Genomic DNA, 1,532 nt, shown 5'->3' on the forward strand with positions numbered 1-1,532 from the left:
TTTAGTACGGGTAGCCGGGGTAGAACGTCACTGCCCGTGGGGCTAGACCCCGTGCGCTAAACTGTTCACCCCCTACTTGTGGAAACATGTTTGAGGCTGGTTGGGACATCGATCCCGAATAACAAGCGAAGCTATGACACTACAAGCGGGACTAGGGGCTACCGGCGAATCTTAGGAAGTGAAGGTGATGTGCACGATGAATCCAGTAGTTGGGCTGGACATTGCTAAGGGAGAAAGTCAAGGCCAGGCCTTTTTAGACAAAGGTCAGCCTTACGGAAAGAGCTTTACCGTCCCTCATACTCGTGAAGGATTAGAGTCTTTTCAATCGTTCTTAAGACTCCTTGAAGAGCAAACCGATCAAAAACCTATGGTTATCTTAGAAGCGACAGGTCACTATCATCTTCCAGTTACTCGTTTTTTGGAGGATCATAATTACTTGTTTGTCGTGGTTAATCCGATGCTGTCTTATCAGGCCAAGAAAGCATCGAGTTTACGCAAGGTAAAAACCGATGCAGTAGACGCCTATGCCCTCTGTGAGTTGTACTACAAAGAAGAGTTTGGGCAGCATAAAACAAGAGGTCTTCAGTTGCTTAACCTGCGTAATTTAACTAGACAGCACGCTGCAATCACAGATCTCTACATTCAGATTAAACTGCAATTCCAGGCTGTATTAGATCAAGTTTTTCCTGAGTATAAAGGCGTTTTTGGGGACTTACACTCTGCGGTATCGCTAAATACGTTGATGGCATTTCCGACTTCTGACGCTGCTCTTAAAGCCGGGAAAACGAATATTGCGGAGAAGATTGCACGCTTATGTATACGCCGATCTGAGAACTGGGCACGGTCAAAAGCGGATGCTCTGCTGGCTGCAGCTGAACGGAATCCCTTTCGAAATGCACCGTTTCACAGCCATCTCATTAGTCTTGAAATGTACGTTAGCATGTTACTTCATTATCGAGAGCATCTAACCGCCCTGGAAAAGCAAATGGATGCCCTCGCTAATGAATTGGAAGAATATCAGATTATCCAATCGATTCCCGGTATCGGTGAAAAAATCGCTGCAACGATTATTTCTGAAATCGGTGAAATCGATCGGTTTAATCATCCGAAGAAATTGGTTGCCTTCGCTGGTGTAGATCCTAGCGTTCATATGTCGGGGAAATTCACGGCTACGATCAATCGGATTACAAAACGCGGCTCCAGTAGGCTTCGACACACCTTATTCTTGGCCGTCCTTTGCAGCTTGCGGCGATCTGGCAGCAAGAAAATGAAGGCATTTTATGAGAAGAAGATCGCTGAAGGTAAGCCCTACAAAGTCGCCATGATTGCCTGCGTGAACAAGCTACTACACTGGATATTCGCATTGCTTAAGCGCAAAGAGACTTTCATCGATTTGGATTTGGCCTAAGCAACCAACAAAAGAAAAACCTTCCAATATAAATTCGGAGGGTTATTTGTAATGCTTAGATTCTAGTATAGCAGTATTTTTTCAAGCTTCTAATGAAAAATGTTGACAAGATATTAGCTGGTTT

The 1,532-nt window shown here is 44.6% G+C and carries 1 protein-coding gene; it reads left to right on the forward strand.

Features of this window, described 5'->3' with window-relative positions:
* Positions 1 to 196: 196 nt before the first annotated feature.
* Positions 197 to 1,408: an IS110 family RNA-guided transposase gene (locus AC0YNS_RS31660; RefSeq protein WP_475784850.1), complete on the forward strand. Its 1,212-nt coding sequence runs from the start codon at positions 197 to 199 to the stop codon at positions 1,406 to 1,408.
* Positions 1,409 to 1,532: the final 124 nt, after the last annotated feature.

The organism is Paenibacillus sp. J22FR21 (genome assembly GCF_056269135.1).